Genomic DNA, 15,452 nt, shown 5'->3' on the forward strand with positions numbered 1-15,452 from the left:
TAAACATCGAGTAGCAGCAACTACTCAGTCTCTTGTCCGTAGGTTTATGAGTCCCAATACGATGGTAGTTCGTATGGACGAGAAACGTCTCGTTGTCGCCCTATTTGGCCTCCTCGTCGCCGTCGTCGTCAGCGTTCTCGCTTATCAGTTCATCGCGCCGCTCACCGTGTCCGTGTTCCTCTATTACTCGACCCGTCGTTTTCACGTATCACTGCGTCGGCTTAGACTACCGGCGAGAGCTAGAGCCCTCGTCGTGATGGCGTCTGTCGCGCTGCCCTTCCTCCTGCTGGTGAGTTACGCCGTGGTCCTACTCGTCCTCGAGGCTCGGCAGTTCGTCGACCAGTACGGCCTCGTGAGCGTCGCCGCGACGCACGTCGATTGGCTCGGCGAGTTCGAATCGACGCCCGATCTCACCGTGCAGGGGCTGTACGAAGCGTACCAGTCGGGGCAGTTGTCTCCGCTGATCGAGTTCCTCAGCGAGCACGCAGCCCTGTTGACGTCGGTGGTCTCGAACTTCTTCCTCAACCTGTTCGTTACCGTCATCGTCACCTACTACCTTCTGCTCGATGGCCAACGTATCCGCGAGTGGCTCCTGCGGTTCGACGACGGTGCCATCATCCGCGAGTACCTCGAAGCAGTCGACGAGGAACTCGAGGCCGTCCTGTTCGGCAACCTCTTGAACGTCCTCGCGATATCGCTTATCGCCATCGCGGCCTTCTCCGGATACAACGCGCTGGTTCCGGCGTCCGCTGAAGTACCGTACCCAGCGCTGGCAGGGGCCCTGACCGGTATCGCGAGCCTCATCCCGGTCGTCGGAATGAAAATCGTCTATGTGCCGCTGACCGGCATCATGGCATTGCCGGTAGTCCTCGGTAGCGAATCGTCTGTACTGATATACGTACTGACCTTCCTCGGCGTCGCCGTGGTCATCGTCGACACCATCCCGGACCTGCTGTTGCGGCCGTTGCTCAGTGGCGAGAACACGCACGTGGGCCTTCTGATGCTGGCGTATACGCTCGGGCCCGTCGTCCTCGGCTTCTACGGGCTCTTCTTCGCACCGATACTGCTGGTCGTCGGGCTGACTTTCGCCAACACGGCGCTCCCTCGGCTCCTGGGGGCCGACGAACCCGACGGACTCCATCCCGACCAGTTACGACTCGACGATTTCGGCCAGTAGGTGGGCTGGGCAACGGTCGGCGAGAGCTTGGTGCCAGTTCAGGGTGAGCGACGCGGTACTCAGAGCGAGACGTCCTCGCTCCGAACGTCCTCGACTCCCGATTCGATGCCGGCCCGGTCATCGTAGTACTTCCGCCCGATGAAGCCGTCCTCGAGATTCCCCATCAGTGACGTGTAGAGTTCGTCCGGGGAGTGGTACGAAGCCTCGTCGGTGCGGTTCAGGACGTCACGGAGCGTGACTACGTCGCCTTCGGGCGTCGACAGCTCCACGTCGCCCAACTGCGTCACTACCGTCTCCCTGTCTGCAGGAAAGTCGAATGCCTGCTCGAATAGCTGCAAGGTTTCGGAGTAGCGCATCGGTACCGGCAAGACGCATTCATAATCAAAAAAGATTATGAATTGGTGGCGTCAGGATAGCCCCCACACGAAGCCCCACTTTCCGGAAACGATGTGTCCTCAAAACTCGGTGATGACTGGGATACCGACCGTCTCGAAATCCGTCATCGACGCCAGTTTCTCACCGGCCTCATCGAGTGGAACCCGCTCAGAAATCATGGCCCCCGGGTCGATTTTGCCGTGTCGAATCATCCGGAAGATCTCGTCGTATCGAGGGCGCGGCATCCCGATAGCCCCGACGAACTGGATTTCCTTGGCGACCATCAAGTCAGTCGGCAGCGGGACTTCGCCACCTTCCTCGCTCGACGTGAGCCCGATCTGGAGGTGCTGGCCGCGCTTACCGAGACTCGCGACTGAATTTCGACACGTTTCGGCGACACCGAGTGCGTCGACTGAGACGGCGGCTCCACCTTCCGTAATTGTTCTAATCTCCTCGGGCACGTCCCCGGACTCATCGGCGTTGACCGTCTCGACGGCCCCCAAATCACTGGCCACGTCCAACTTCTCGTCGAACAGGTCCACTGCGACGACGTTCGCTCCGAGTGCGTCGGCGATGTGGACCGCTGACAGACCGACCCCACCACAGCCGTGGACGGCGACCCAGTCACCGGCGGTGACGTCCGCCCGGTGCACGAGTGCGTGGAACGAAGTCATGAACCGACACCCGAGGCCGGCCATGTCTATGGGGGACACGGCGTCGGGCAACGGAACGACGTTGAAGTCGGCCCACGGGACGTGGAACTGCTCGCCGAACGCGCCCGGCGATTCCGGCGTGAGTCCCAGCGGGATACGGTTGTCACAGAGGTTCGAGTGGCCGTTGCGACACGAGGGACAGGTCCCGTCGCCGAGGTTGAACGGAACCGTGACCCGATCGCCTTCACGAACCTGTTCGACCTCGTCCCCGACGGCGACCACTACGCCCGCGGGTTCGTGCCCGAGGACGTGCCCCTCTTCTAACCCCCGCGACTCCCAGAGTGGGTCACCCTGCCACGCATGCCAGTCGCTCCGGCAGATGCCACACACTTCGGTCTCGACGACGACACCCTCCGGGTCTGGCTCCGGTGGGTCGATGTCCCTGACCTCTAGCGGTCGCCCGTGTCCGGTGAACACAGCTGCGCGCATCCTACCGTATGAGTCGTTGACATGCGGCATAACCGTGTGGGTGGACGGCTCCGATGGTAGAGCCACTGACCTTCCAGCCGGCGTCGGTGGCCAGTGATGATCGGGCAGACTGTGGTCAGACGACGGCGGCGACCCATTCGGCCGTGACGAACTTGTGCCGACAGCCCTCACACAGTTCCATCTCCATGACCTCCCCGGTAGAGAGATGGACGTGATAGCGCTGTGTCGGCAGGTCGTCGTCGCAGTTTGCGCACCGCACGGGCATACTCGACAGTACTGCAACGAGCGTGATAGATATTTGTAGACTAACACGTTCTGTGAGGTCCCGTCGGTCAAACCCGTCCAGTCTGTCGAGCTTATGAGGGCGCGCGCCCGCGATCTCGATTCTTGGGACGCTGTTAGCAGGAGCACGGTCTACTGAAACGGACTCGCGGCCGTTCAGCTGCTACCCGGCGGCACCGTGCTTGGCCACAGTCCGGGTCCATAAGGGAAGCTTTGCCCCGGCGAGACGCCAGCCTTCGAGCGACTGTCCTCGGGCAGACGCTGGTTCACTGTCGGCCTCTCGACTCGCACCGATCTACTCTGGTGGCTACCCCGGCCTCGAAGTCACTACGCTTGTAGTGGACTTTTGCCGCTGGAGGAAGAATAGACCCTATATGTCAACAGCGGCGGTAGATGACGTCTTGCGAGCCATCGCTGCGGCGGAGGGTGTCGAACCGGGTGACCTCGAACTGGTTCTGGAGGAACACGTCTCCTGTGACGCTATCTCGACGCTGACGAAACACGGGGACGGCGAGTGGCACCTCTCCTTCCAGGTCCCGGACCACGACGTGACGCTCTCGAGCGACGGGTCGATAGTCGTCGACGGGACCGTCGAACATCGCTGGACCGACGAGTCAGCGCGATTCTGAGACGGGTTGCTGACGCCAAAGGATCAGTGTGGCCGGGGTCAAGCTCCGAGGCACCCCCTTGTCTGTTTGAAGCGGATTCGTCGAGTTTTCTCAGATCACAGGCACAGGCGGCATCTGCGTCGTCCAGTAGGCACCACCTGAAGGTCTAACGGAGCGTTTAGTGGCGGTATCAGGGCCCGTACTATTGTAGCCGGCTTCCGGGCCATGCACATGGTCGTGTCGCCGTCGCAAGTCGGCCGACGACGCCGACACTGGAGGCGGGTGAGCAGCCCGTGAGCACAGGTCGTTTCGTCGGACTACTGGTGGTCTGTCTCACAGTCGTCGGTGCGACGATAGGTGGCCCGGTCGTGAGTGTTCCTGACCTGGCTGACCAGACAGCGGCTCCTGACACTCGACCGACCGTGGGGTCCGCGGCTACCCAGGACGGTGACGAACAGAGGACCCCCCGAACAACGGCTATCGACCCGGCACTGCGGAACGCGACAGGTGTCGCCGACGTCTGGGTCCGCATCGCAGGCGATGACACCACAGCGAGCGATGGAGAAACCACCATCGCGCGACTGAAACGGGAGCGTAATCGGACACAAGAGCCTGTCCTCGCCTACGCCCGCAGACACGAGGGACTGACGGTAGAGAACCGCTTCTGGGTCATCAACTCCGTTCTGCTGCGCGTTGATCTCGATCGCGTAGACGTCGCGGGACTCGCAGCCGTCGACGGCGTCGCAGGACTCGCTCGCCAGCGACTGGCGTCGGACCAGCCCGCAGCGAAGTCGTCGACCGTGACCGACAGCGAGGCACGCACGGTTCGCGTGGCACTGCCGAACGCGACGTCGGGCACTGCGTGGCAGGTCGAAGCGACGAACGCCACGGATGTCTGGTCGACGTACGACACCCGAGGAGACGGCACACGTGTCGCGGTTCTCGACAGCGGCGTCGACCCCGAACACCCCACTATCGATGTGTACACCACCGACGCGAGCGACCCGACCTATCCCGGTGGGTGGGCCGAGTTCGACGCTGATGGAGACCGAGTTCGTGGCTCCCGACCGCATCTCGACACGGCACACGGACAGGCGACGAGCGGTCTCGTCGCGGCCGGGAACGCCAGCGGGTACGAGCAGATGGGTGTCGCCCCGGAGACGCAGTTGCTCCACGCCCTCGTCGGGGAGCGCGCGTCCGTCCTCGCGGGCATCGAATGGGCGCTGGAGAACGACGCCGACGTAATCAGCATCAGCCGAGTAGTCGACAGCCGGACGACGCGGTACGCACCATTGGTGCAGGCCGTCTGGCGCGCCGAGCGGATGGGTGTCGTCGTCGTCGCCGCCGCCGGCAACGACGGACAGGGCTACGTGCGAGCGCCGGCCAGCATCTACGAGACGATCGGGGTCGGGGCTACTGACAGCGGGGGCGCCGTATTGGATGAGTCGTCCTCCGACCGGCGCGCCCTGTTCGTCGGGCCGTATAACCGAGACCGGACGCGGACTGTCCGGTACCCCCGAAGTTGGCCACTCGCCTACTCGAAGCCGGACGTCGTCGCGCCGGGTGAGCAGCTCGTCGTCCCACGTGGAAACAGGTCGGTCGGGTCTTTCAGCGGGACGAGTGGTGCGGCCCCGCTCACCGCAGGCACGCTCGCGCTGATGGAGAGCGCTGCGGACCGACAGGTCCACCCAGGTATCCTGAAGACGGCTCTTCGCTGCTCGGCGAGACCGCTCGAGGCCGATGGGTCGACGGCCCCCGAACGCTACGGCGGGGGCCGAGTCGACGCTGCCGCAGCGACAGAGCGTGTCGTGGACGGACAGGGAATTCGCGGGCGGATAGTGTCACCGGACGGAACCCGCGTCGCTCCCGCGTCTGTCTCGGTCAGCGACTGCTCGTACTACAGTTCCCACGGTGGCTCGTACGGACTCTCGACCGACGCCGGTCGGCAAGCGGTGACCGTCCACGCGCCGGGCTACCAGCCGAGGACTGTCACCGTCGACGTGCCCGCGGGGCGCTACGTGAACAGGACGATACGACTCGACCGGGCGGGGGTCGTCGAACGCTGGAACGACACGTACCCGACCGACTTTACCGCCGACGACGTCGGCACGACGCGTGTGGCAGTCGCGGGCCTGGAATCGGTACGCATCGACACCGGCCCGAACAACACCGTCCAGACGTCGAATATCTCCGTCGAGATTGCCTACGACGGAGCGCCAGTAGGGGACCTGTACGTCCGGTCGCGGCTGGCGTTCGGCGAGCGGTACGATCTCCGGGCGCCACAGACGAACTACGTTCTCTTCGATACACGTATCGAGGGTGACTACGCAGGGCATCTCGAACTCGTCGTCACATTGCGGGGCGGTGAGTCTGTCATGACCCGCCGCATCACCGCCCAGTTCTCGACACCCGCGAGTTCGACCGAGACACAGACCTCGTCCCCGGCACCATCATCGACGCCATCGCCGACTCCGTCTCCGACACTCTCGCCGACGCCGACAGCCACCCAGACGCCGTCACCCACGGCCACACGCTCACAGACACCGACAGCGACGGCTACGCGGACGCCGTCGCCCACTCCGTCGCCCACGGCTACACGCACCACGACGCCCTCGCCGACGCGTACGGGGACACTGACGGATACGGCGAGCGCCACCACGACGCGGACTCCCGCAGCGACGCGCACGCCCGAACCGACACCGACGGCCTCACGACCCCAAAATGCGACTCCGACGCCAGGGTCGGCCGCCGCTCCAGAACATGGGGGGCGGCGAGCGCAGGCGTCTGCCCCGTCGGCATCGACGTCTGCAGAGACCGCTACTCCGACGGCCCTCCCGACGTCGACGCGGAGTCACACGAAGACGGCGACCGACTCGGCCTCGTCTGGGACCGTATCGACGACGGTTCGAACCACGGTCGTACCGCTCACGACGAGTACGGCGCTGGCGACGGATGAACCCTCGACGTCGTCACGAACCGCAGCCCTGTCGTCGGCCGCCCGTTCCCAGACCGGCGAGAGTGGACCGGGTTTCACGTGGTCTCTCACACTGCTTGCGCTGGTCGCGACTGTACTGCTCGCCTCGCGACGGCAGTCCCGGTGACCCGGCCGGTTGAGAGCCGTCGAGCTCGCGAACCAGGCTCTGAACGAAGCCCGATTCCGACAGCTCTCACGCGTCCGGTGCGCCCACCTGTTCGTACAGCGATTGCGTGTCGTAGTATATTCTGTGTTCCCGCACGGCTCCGTCGACGAATTCGACCGTGTCCATGCCTTCGAGCTCGACGCTATTGCCCGTCGGTGCGACGCCCGCAAACTCGCCCTCGTGTGTTCCGGTCATGGTCCACTTCGCCATTACCGTCTCGCCATTCACGGCCATCTCCTCTATCTCGACGCGGAAGTCCGGGAACCCTTCACGTAGCTCTCTGAGGTACCTCTCGAAGTCGTCGCGACCGCGGACGGTCTCGGGATAGCCCGGGTCCTCGAGGACGACCGATTCGGCGACGAGCGACGGTATCTCCGCGAACTTCCCCTCGTTCCACAGGCTCTCGTAGTCACTGATTAGCCGCTCGACATCTGATTTTGCTTCTGACATGTTGTCTCCCCCGTGATGAACGTTCACACAGCCACGTCCCACGACCCTCGACAGCACGGAACGTTCCTCTCTATCGAGGACACCCAGCGTGTTAGGTATGTGCCGGGTATCGGAAGCGGAGTACGAGTAAGGGACGACAGGTGTGAGAAACGGAGACGAACCGTCGAGCCTCAGGGCAGATTCGCGATGAGGTCCCGATAGTCGTCTTCCGGCCAGGCTTTCATCGTCTGCGAACTGACTGCACCGGACTGTCCGATTCGGAGGAACGCCTTTGCCGCGGCGTCGTCGTTCGGGAATTCGGTGACGGTGACGATGTCGTGTGCCCCCATCGTGAGGTAGAACGCCAGCAGCTCGCCGCCTACGGATTCGACGAGTTCGATGGCATCGTCGAGGCGGTCGGGGCTGTCGTCGATGTTCTCGATGCCGTGCTGGGTGTAGTCCCAGAGTGTGATGTAGGTTGGCATGGGATTGTGCGCGTCCTTCCGACGCCGACGACGACACCGACTACATCACACAGAACGCCGTTATCGATTCGTCTCCAGCCACGTCAACAGTCGGTCCATAGGTTGACTGAGCAGGAAGTAAGAGCGCCGTACCGAATCGGCGACTACGACGAGTAAAACCCTACGGTTTGCGACGATGAGGGACCAGAGCGGTCGACTCAGGAAAGGATGTACAGACCGCCGGAGTCGGTCACGGCGAATATCCGGTCGCCGACCGGCGTCACGTCCCGCACCACGTTGTCGAACCGGTGCGTCCACCGCACGCCACCATCGAGAGTGAGCGCGCGGAGGAAGCCACGGTCCCCGGCCGTCTCGCCGCCGACGAGGACAGACTCGCCGGCAACGGCGGGGTCGGCGTAGTAACCGTCGTCGGTACCCAGCGAGGAGTTCGTCCACGCGGTGGTGCCATCGGTGCGGTCGAGCGCGTAGAGGCGGTCGTCCGACTCGTCCGTTCCCCCGCTGAGCATCGCCACGAACAGGTGGGTCCGGCCGAGGGCCGCCCCCACGGGAACGGTCCCGAGCTTGCGACGCCATCGGACTCTCCCGGCAGCGTCGAGGGCGACGACACCGCCGTCGGTGCCGCCCATCGTCTCGTTCGTCAGGTACACGTCACCGCCGTCGACGAGCGGGACGCGGCCGAAGTCAATACCCTGTTCGACGCGCCACGTCGCGGTAGGCGGTCGGTCACGGAACCGCCTCACTGGACCGCGGGGCGAGAGCCGCTCGACCATTCCGACGTCGGTGACGTAGACGCTCTCATCGATGGCGACGCCCGCAAACCCGAACCCGTCACCCCGGTCGATTCGAAACCGCAGGTCGCCGTCGCGTGTGTACGCGACAGTGCCGCCGTTGAACGGGACGAACGGTCCGGTAGACGACGGGACGACGCAGTACGGGTTCGAGGGGATGTCGGACGACCACTTGACGCTACCGTCGTCCAACGAGACGGCTCGGAGCGTCGACCCGGCTAAATACCCGATTTCGTCACCGGGCCTGACCGTGGCGGTCACTGCGTCCGGAGCACGCCACAGTTCGGTGCCGTCGGGGTGGTGGGCGCTGGCACCTTCGTACCCCGCCACGATTAGACGACCGGGTCGGCCGCCGACGACCAGTTCCGTCGCGTTGTCTACCGTCGAACGCCGCGTACTGCTCGGGTCCACCGGTGGCGAAGCACCGACGGCGTGAGCGGTGTTCTGTGGTCCGTACCGCGGCAACGGCCACGTGCCCCGCTCTGGCTCGATAGCTGCCGCCTCCCGTTCCGCGAGACAGCCCGCCAGACTGGCAGTGCCGACCGCCGAGAGAGCGCCCACCAGCTGTCTGCGCGTGCAACCGGCGACAGGGTCGGAGGGCATGTCGGTTGGTCCACAGACCACCAGCAAATCCTTTGTGACCGTCTCGGGCCCGTGCGAGTGACGTCTACCGCTCGACCACGATAGCCTCGTAGGGACGGTAGGTACGTCGCAGGGCCCGGTTCGAGGTGTCGTCGTAGTTCGAAATCAGTACCCTCGGATCGGCGACGTCGACGTCGACGGAGTCGAGCGAGGCCGCTTCGCCGGACCAGTTGAGGACGACGATGAGCGTCTCTCCCTCTAGCGTTCGGGTGTAGGCGTACACTTGTTCGTGGGCGGGACACAGCAGGTCGTAGTCGCCGTACACCAGCACGTCGCGGTCGTGCCTGAGGTCGATGAGCCGACGATAGTGGTGCCATATCGAGTCCTCGTCTGCGATTGCGGCAGCGACGTTGACGTCCGAGTAGTCGGCGTTGACCGCGAACCAGGGGTCACCCTCGGTGAAGCCAGCGTTCTCGGTGTCGTCCCACTGCACGGGGGTCCGCGCGTGGTCACGACTCACGTAGTTGACGAACTCCCGGACATCCCCGAAGGAGTCGATGGCATTGGCCTCGAGGAGGTCTTCGATAGCGCCGATCGTCTGGGGGTCGTCGAGGTCCGCCAGACTGTCGAATTCGGCGTTGGTCATCCCGATTTCGTCACCCTGATAGACGAACGGGGTCCCCCGGGAGGTCAGGAGGAAGGTCGCCAGGAGTTTCGCGCTCTCCGTGCGGTACTCGCCGTCGTCACCGAACCGAGAGACGATTCTGGGCTGGTCGTGGTTGCCGAGGTACTGCGCGTTCCACTCGTCTTCGCCGAGGTCGCGCTGCCAGCGCGACATGATTCGCTTGAACTCCGTGAGGTCCCACTCGCCCCAGCCCTCGGGGTCCCACCGACCGCCGGGACCGGCGTCGACGCCCATATGTTCGAAGTGACATATCATGTCTATCCCGTCGCCGCTCTCGCCGAGGTACTCGTGGGCCAGTTCGACGCTCGTGTCGTTCATCTCGGCGACGGTCATCACGTCGAATTTCGCGAACGTCCGCTCGTACAACTCACGCAGGTACTCGTGGATGTGTGGCCCGTGACTGAACTGCTCGACCCCGGTCGGCGACCGTTCGGGGTCGCCGTCCGGTAGTCCCTCGGGCTTCGAGATGTAGTTGATAGCGTCGATGCGAAAGCCGTCGATGCCTTTCTCCAGCCACCACTCGACGAGCGAGGCGACATCGGCACGTACGTCGGGGTTGCGCCAGTTCAGGTCGGGCTGTTTCTCGTCGAAGAGGTGGAGATACCACTGTCCGCGCATCTCGTCGTAGGTCCACGCGGACCCGCCCATGAACGACCCCCAGTTGTTCGGTGGCTCGTCCGGGTCGCCGTCCCGCCAGTAGTAGTAATCCGCGAAGCCGTCCTCGCGCCGCCGAGACTTCTGAAACCACTCGTGTTCGTCGGACGTGTGGTTGACGACGAGGTCCATGAGCAGCCGCATGTCACGGTCGTGGAGCGCATCGAGCAGTGCTTCCCAGTCGGCCATCGTCCCGAACTCGTCCATGATGGCCCGGTAGTCGCTGACGTCGTAGCCGTTGTCGGCGTTCGGAGATTCGTACACCGGACACAACCAGACGACGTCGACGCCGAGGCTATCGAGATAGCCGACCTTCTCGGTGAGACCGAGGAGGTCACCGACGCCGTCGTCGTCGCCGTCGTAGAAGCTCCGCGGGTAGACCTGATAGACGACGGCTTCCTTCCACCACTTCCGTCCCTCATCCTCGTCGGTCGGCGTGTTCCCCGATGGCATGGTCGAACAGACGGTGACCGTCCCTGTAGTGTTTTCTCACAGACCAGGCAATCCCGGTAGAGTGGCCGTCGCCCGTTCGGACCAGCTCTTTGCAGCGCACGTCCATCTCTGAGTAACATCGGCTTGCGTCTCCGTACAGACTCTTCTGGCTGACACCACGCAGTGCTAAACTTTCTCCCTCTCGTCGACACCAAACGGGGTGAGGTTCAGGTGAGTAACACGTGATTTCCGCAACCGAGACAGCCAGCGTCACCACTTGCCGACTGTCGTCTCCCAATGATCGCTTTCAGACCCGATCCTACCGGCAGTCCTGTCTTGTTTCGGCCGCGAAAACGAGCTGGGTAATTCCGACTTACCGTCGTGTTCACGGTTCGACGGCGGGGCTTACGGACAGTCTGGTCAAATAAAGGACGCAATACAAAGTGCGCAGTGGCGATTGGTCATCTCAGTCGATGGCCTCCACATATCGACGTCGCCACAGTCCGTTTTCGAGACGGAGCGCGGTTGAGGGTACGGTCCTGAGACGATGAGACGACTCCTCACTATCTCACTCACCCTGCTCCTGGTGTCGGCGCCAGTGGCAGTGGCGACCGCCGCTACCACGTCGACCACCGTCTCGGCCGGAATGTGCGGTGACGACGACTGCCACGACGACGGTGGAGACGGTGACGGCGACGAAGGAGGTGACGATAACGGAGACAGCGACGACAGTGACGATACCGACGACGAGGTGACCGAACCATCGGGCTTCCGACTGGTCGACGTCGACAGGGACCTGCAGGTCGGCGAGAACGGGACCGTGTCGGTGAAGCTAGAGAACGAGGACCTCGGCGATCTCACTGACGCGACGGTGGTCCTCCAGTCTTCGAATCCAGAGATTCGCGTTGGTGCCGGCCTGAACGGCAGCCGGTTCGTCGGCGACTGGGACGAGGGAGAGAAGGAGCGGGTCGAGTTCGCGGTGTCGGCGACGGCAGCGGCGCGGTCACAGCGGTATCCGCTCACTGTACGGGTCCGATACACCGACCCCGAGGGGAACACCACGCGGTCGGCCCCGCTCTCGTTCGGTATCAAACCCGATCGTGCACAACGGTTTTCGATAGACGACGTGGACGGGTCATTGCGGGCCGGTGACGACGGCGACATCGAGGTCACCGTCGAGAACGACGGTCCGAAAGACGTCGAGGACGCGGTACTGGTCGTCCGGGAGACGGCCGACGGCGTCACCGCCCTCAAGTCGGAAGTGGCGCTCGGTGAGTTCGATGAGGACGAGGACGAAACCGTCGAACTCCCGTTCAGAGTGGCGCGTTCGGCAGAGCCGACAAAGCGACAGTTCGAGTTCGCAGTGTTGTACACTACGAAGGACGGCAACCGTCGTGAGAGCGGCCCGCTGTTCGCCGACGTCAAGATTCGTGACCGGCAGGACGTCATCGCCGTCGAGGACGTCGCCTCGGACGCACAGGTCGGCGCGAGCGGAATAGTCGAGGTGACGCTCGTGAACGAGGGGGACGAGGAGCTGACCGACGCCAGAGTGACCTTCTCGTCGCTGGACCCCGGGCTCCGGTTCGGCACGGCTCGGAACACGTCGCGGTTCGTCGGCGAGTGGGACGCCGGCGACGAGCAGACCTTCGAACTGAAGGCGCGACTCTCGAACGACACGGTCACCGACGAGTATCCCGTGTCGGTCACCACCAGATACACCGACGAGGACGACGACGAGCGCGTCGCCGACGACGTGCAGTTCGGCGTCGAACCGGACGACGAGCAGTCGTTCGACGTCGACGACGTCGAGGGGAATCTCCGGGTGGGCGACGACGGGACCCTCGAAGGGACCGTCGAGAACGACGGTCCGAGAGACGTCGAGGACGCGGTACTTATCGTCCGGTCGCCGGAGGACGGTGTGACCCCGCTAAAGACCCAGGTCCCCCTCGGCGATTTCGAGGACGGCGAATCAGAGGACTTCGAGTTCCCGTTCCGCATCGCCGACACCGTCGAACCGACGGAGCGGCAGTTCGAGTTCGCGGTACGTTACACGAACGCTGAGGGCGACCGGCGGACGAGTGCCCCGCTGTTCGCAACAGCATCGATTCGCGAGGCGATCGACGTAGTCGAAGTCGTCGAGGTGGACTCGGACGCCCAGATAGGTGATCGCGGTACCGTGAGGGTCACGCTCGTCAACGACGGCGAGGAAGACCTGACGGAGGCCCGCGTGACGTTCTCCTCGACGGACCGCGCGCTCAGGTTCGGCACGGCGGCGAACACGTCGCGGTTCGTCGGCGAGTGGGACGCCGGCGAGGAGCGGACCTTCGAACTCCCGACGCGAGTCACCGCCGATGCCGCGACGGACGAGTATCCGATACTGGTCACGACGAGGTACACCGACGAGGACGGTGACGAACAGGTCGCAGACGACGTCCAGTTCGGCGTCACGCCGGCGGCCGAACAGCAGTTCGATGTCCGGTCGCGCGAATCCACCCTCCGTGTCGGCAGAGACGGCACCATCGAGGGCGTCGTCTTCAACGACGGCCCCCAGGACGCTGATTCGGCGGTCCTTCGGGTCGTCCCGCCGAACGATGACATCGTCGCACTCGAATCGGAGTACGTCCTCGGGAACTTCGACAGTGGAGACCGTGCGTTCTTCGAGTTCCCGACTCGCGTCCTCGACAGCGCACGACCCGGGCGCAAGCAGTTCGAGTTCGTTGTCGAGTACCGCAACCAGGACGGCGACGTCGTCGAGAGCAAGCGCCTCCCCGCACGCTACGCCGTCGTCGCCGAGAGAGGGCAGTTCCGAATCGTCGACGTGGACAGCGACGTCCAGGTCGGCGAGGACGGGACAGTGGCGCTCAGGCTCCGCAACGTCGGCGGGGAAGACTTGACCGACGCTGTGGTTCGGCTGGAGTCTGTGAGCCGTGACCTGACGGTTGGTGCGGCAGGGAGGCGCAACGACAGTCGTGCCGTGGGGACCTGGGACGCCGGCGACCGCGAGACAGTGCGGTTTCAGGTGGCCGCTCTCGCCGACGCGGCCCCACAGAATTACCCCTTCGACGTTCGGGCCGTCTACGAGGACGAGGACGGCGACCGACAGCAGTCGGACCCCATCTCCATCGCACTCACACCAGACCCAGAACAGGCGTTTTCGGTCAGTGGTGTCGGCGGAGACCTCGAAGTCGGGGCCGAACGCGATCTCACCGGACAGGTGGTCAATGACGGTCCCCGTGCAGTCGAGGACGTCGTCGTCGAGATCACCTCGACCACCGAGTCGCTGCTGCCACAGGAGACGGAGTACGCAGTCGGGAACCTGTCGACCGACGACTCGGCTCAGTTCCGACTCCCGGTCCAGATTCCGTCCGATGCCGAGGCGATTCCACGGCAGGTCCAGTTCGTCGTCCGCTACACCGATGCCGATGGGGACCGTCGGGAGAGCAAGCGCCTCTCGTCGCGACTCTCAGTCGACAGAGAGCGGGATACCTTCCGAATCGTGCGCGTCAGGCAGTCGGTGCAGGCCGGCGACGACGGCAACGTCACGCTCACACTCGAAAACGCCGACGACAGACCGGTCCAGCAGGTACTCGTCTCCTTGCGCTCCCGGAGCGGGGAACTCGACGTGGGAGACGCTGCGAACGCATCGCGGTTCGTCGAGGAACTGCGACCCGGAGAGCGGCGGACCGTCTCCTTCCGTGTCAGAGCGGCCGAGGACACGGGGGGGCAGCGTTTCCCGCTCCGTCTCAACGTCGATTACGAGGACCGGACCGGCGACAGTCAGCCAGCAGAGACCAGGCTCCTCGGGGTACAGACTGCACGGGGACAATCCTTCGCGGTCAGGAACGTAGCGGGCTCGCTCCGGGTCGGTGCAGAGGGGACCATCAGGGCGCGAATCAGGAACCGTGGCCCCGCGCCCGTGACGGGTGCGTTCGTCAGACTCGCCGTCGGCAGCGAGAACCTGAAGCTACAGGAGAGCGAGGCGCCCATCGGGCGGTTGGGTGCGGGGGAGACGTCGACTGTCACGTTCCCCGTCGAAGTACTCGACGAGACCGAGCCCGGCGAACGTCGGGTCTCGTTCGTCGTGGAGTACCAGAACGTCGAGGACGAGACGCGCGAGAGTGACTCGTTGCCGGGGTTCGTCCCCGTCGACGAGCGCCGACCCGTCTTCGTCGTCAGGGCCGGGAACGCTACGCTCGACGTCGGCGGGAGCGACGTCGTCACGCTCGTCGTCACGAACAACCTCGACATCACTCTCAGTGAGGTCGACGCGAAGGTGTTCGTCAACGACCCGCTGGGTACCGACGACGACCAGGCGTTCGTCGGTCGCCTCGAACCAAACGAGACGGTGGAACTGGAGTTCGCGATGAGCGCCGCCGGTGGCGCCACGCCCAAGGATTACCCGCTCTCGATCGACTTCCAGTATCAGGAACCGGACGCGGAGACGAAACTGTCGGACACGTACCGCGTTCCGGTCACGGTTCGGGAGCAGACCGGTGACGGAATCCCGTGGCTCCTGTTGCTGGGCCTGCTGGTACTGCTCGCCCTGATCGTCGCCGCAGTGGTTCTCTATCGGCGAAGACAGGGCGGGCGTGATGTCGGCGAAGAGGTGCCGACCGAATCGAATCCATCAGACCAGTCGGTCGAGGAGGACTCGGATACGGTGGGTGGGTGAG

The 15,452-nt window shown here is 64.3% G+C and carries 11 protein-coding genes; 4 read left to right on the top strand and 7 right to left on the bottom strand.

The genetic code is table 11. The features are described 5' to 3' along the window. Positions 1 to 73: 73 nt before the first annotated feature. A complete protein-coding gene (locus ACV7GQ_RS19790; RefSeq protein WP_470313394.1) occupies positions 74 to 1,177 on the top strand; it encodes an AI-2E family transporter in 1,104 nt (367 codons plus the stop codon). Between the two features lie 59 nt (positions 1,178 to 1,236). Here ACV7GQ_RS19790 and ACV7GQ_RS19795 read toward each other — a convergent pair whose 3' ends face one another. From ACV7GQ_RS19795 to ACV7GQ_RS19805, 3 genes are all read right to left on the bottom strand, one after another. Continuing rightward, positions 1,237 to 1,533, bottom strand: a complete 297-nt coding sequence (locus ACV7GQ_RS19795) for a DUF5789 family protein (protein ID WP_470313395.1) — start codon at positions 1,531 to 1,533, stop codon at positions 1,237 to 1,239. Between the two features lie 99 nt (positions 1,534 to 1,632). After that, positions 1,633 to 2,694 (bottom strand): zinc-dependent alcohol dehydrogenase family protein, encoded by a 1,062-nt coding sequence (locus ACV7GQ_RS19800; protein ID WP_470313396.1) that lies wholly within the window; start codon positions 2,692 to 2,694, stop codon positions 1,633 to 1,635. Positions 2,695 to 2,809: 115 nt separating this feature from the next. Next, entirely contained in the window at positions 2,810 to 2,959 is a 150-nt protein-coding gene (locus ACV7GQ_RS19805) for a hypothetical protein (RefSeq protein ID WP_470313397.1), read from the bottom strand. A 391-nt stretch (positions 2,960 to 3,350) separates the two neighbouring features. Here ACV7GQ_RS19805 and ACV7GQ_RS19810 point away from each other — a divergent pair, with 391 nt between their 5' ends. Both ACV7GQ_RS19810 and ACV7GQ_RS19815 read left to right on the top strand, forming a co-directional pair. Further along, the gene (locus ACV7GQ_RS19810; protein WP_470313398.1) at positions 3,351 to 3,605 is read left to right on the top strand and encodes a HalOD1 output domain-containing protein; all 255 of its coding nucleotides are present in this window, start codon (positions 3,351 to 3,353) and stop codon (positions 3,603 to 3,605) included. A 401-nt stretch (positions 3,606 to 4,006) separates the two neighbouring features. Then, positions 4,007 to 6,685, top strand: coding sequence for a S8 family peptidase (locus tag ACV7GQ_RS19815; protein ID WP_470313399.1), 2,679 nt, complete (start codon positions 4,007 to 4,009; stop codon positions 6,683 to 6,685). 66 nt (positions 6,686 to 6,751) lie between these two features. On the opposite strand, the gene ACV7GQ_RS19820 is transcribed toward ACV7GQ_RS19815, so the two are convergent. The 4 genes from ACV7GQ_RS19820 to ACV7GQ_RS19835 all read right to left on the bottom strand — a co-directional run bounded on the left by ACV7GQ_RS19820 (position 6,752) and on the right by ACV7GQ_RS19835 (position 10,800). Next, a complete protein-coding gene (locus ACV7GQ_RS19820) occupies positions 6,752 to 7,231 on the bottom strand; it encodes an ester cyclase (RefSeq protein ID WP_470313400.1) in 480 nt (159 codons plus the stop codon). Between the two features lie 113 nt (positions 7,232 to 7,344). Then, a complete protein-coding gene (locus tag ACV7GQ_RS19825) occupies positions 7,345 to 7,638 on the bottom strand; it encodes a GYD domain-containing protein (RefSeq protein ID WP_470313401.1) in 294 nt (97 codons plus the stop codon). Between the two features lie 197 nt (positions 7,639 to 7,835). Continuing rightward, positions 7,836 to 9,029 carry an outer membrane protein assembly factor BamB family protein gene (locus ACV7GQ_RS19830; protein WP_470313402.1) on the bottom strand — a complete coding sequence of 398 codons (1,194 nt, stop codon included), beginning with the start codon at positions 9,027 to 9,029 and terminating at the stop codon, positions 7,836 to 7,838. Positions 9,030 to 9,093: 64 nt separating this feature from the next. After that, entirely contained in the window at positions 9,094 to 10,800 is a 1,707-nt protein-coding gene (locus ACV7GQ_RS19835; RefSeq protein WP_470313403.1) for a glycoside hydrolase family 13 protein, read from the bottom strand. Positions 10,801 to 11,326: 526 nt separating this feature from the next. Between ACV7GQ_RS19835 and ACV7GQ_RS19840 the strand changes: the two genes are divergently transcribed. After that, entirely contained in the window at positions 11,327 to 15,451 is a 4,125-nt protein-coding gene (locus ACV7GQ_RS19840) for a COG1361 S-layer family protein (protein WP_470313404.1), read from the top strand. Position 15,452: the final 1 nt, after the last annotated feature.

The organism is Haloarcula sp. MBLA0163, from assembly GCF_055632435.1.

Coding starts and splice junctions, on each gene's coding strand:
- ACV7GQ_RS19790 (WP_470313394.1), top strand. CDS start 74: ATGGACGAGAAACGTCTCGTTGTCGCCCTATTTGGCCTCCTCGTCGCC.
- ACV7GQ_RS19795 (WP_470313395.1), bottom strand. CDS start 1,533: ATGCGCTACTCCGAAACCTTGCAGCTATTCGAGCAGGCATTCGACTTT.
- ACV7GQ_RS19800 (WP_470313396.1), bottom strand. CDS start 2,694: ATGCGCGCAGCTGTGTTCACCGGACACGGGCGACCGCTAGAGGTCAGG.
- ACV7GQ_RS19805 (WP_470313397.1), bottom strand. CDS start 2,959: ATGCCCGTGCGGTGCGCAAACTGCGACGACGACCTGCCGACACAGCGC.
- ACV7GQ_RS19810 (WP_470313398.1), top strand. CDS start 3,351: ATGTCAACAGCGGCGGTAGATGACGTCTTGCGAGCCATCGCTGCGGCG.
- ACV7GQ_RS19825 (WP_470313401.1), bottom strand. CDS start 7,638: ATGCCAACCTACATCACACTCTGGGACTACACCCAGCACGGCATCGAG.
- ACV7GQ_RS19830 (WP_470313402.1), bottom strand. CDS start 9,029: ATGCCCTCCGACCCTGTCGCCGGTTGCACGCGCAGACAGCTGGTGGGC.
- ACV7GQ_RS19835 (WP_470313403.1), bottom strand. CDS start 10,800: ATGCCATCGGGGAACACGCCGACCGACGAGGATGAGGGACGGAAGTGG.
- ACV7GQ_RS19840 (WP_470313404.1), top strand. CDS start 11,327: ATGAGACGACTCCTCACTATCTCACTCACCCTGCTCCTGGTGTCGGCG.